Origin of the sequence: Paraburkholderia sp. SIMBA_030 (assembly GCF_046535245.1) — a bacterium.
Classification (GTDB): Bacteria; Pseudomonadota; Gammaproteobacteria; order Burkholderiales; family Burkholderiaceae; genus Paraburkholderia.
On the sequence record NZ_JAWRXB010000192.1, the window covers coordinates 1 to 335 of the forward strand.

The 335-nt window shown below is 65.1% G+C and carries 1 pseudogene; it reads left to right on the forward strand.

What is annotated here, in order from left to right:
• Positions 1-335 (forward strand): annotated as a pseudogene (locus tag SB772_RS39625) (peptidase S8 and S53 subtilisin kexin sedolisin); the annotation flags it as partial.

The window sequence follows — 335 nt, forward strand, 5'->3', positions numbered from 1 at the left end:
GCTGGTGGCGCAGGACGTTCGGCTGATCAATCTGAGCCTCGGCTTGCGACAGGATCGCAGCCTGTTGCGCGAAGCCTGCGCAGCGGCGGTGGCACGCGGGGTTCTACTCTGCGCCTCTAGTCCCGCGCAAGGCGAGGGCGTGTTCCCGGCCAATTATCCGCAGGTGCTGCGCGTTACCGGCGACGCCCGTTGCACCGAACAGCAATGGTCGTGGCTCAACAGCGCGCAAGCGGATTTCGCCGCGTGTGTGCATGGGACCTATCCAGGACAATCCGGCGCCAGTCTGGGGTGTGCGGCGTTGAGCGGGCACATCGGCGATTTTCTGGTCGAACATC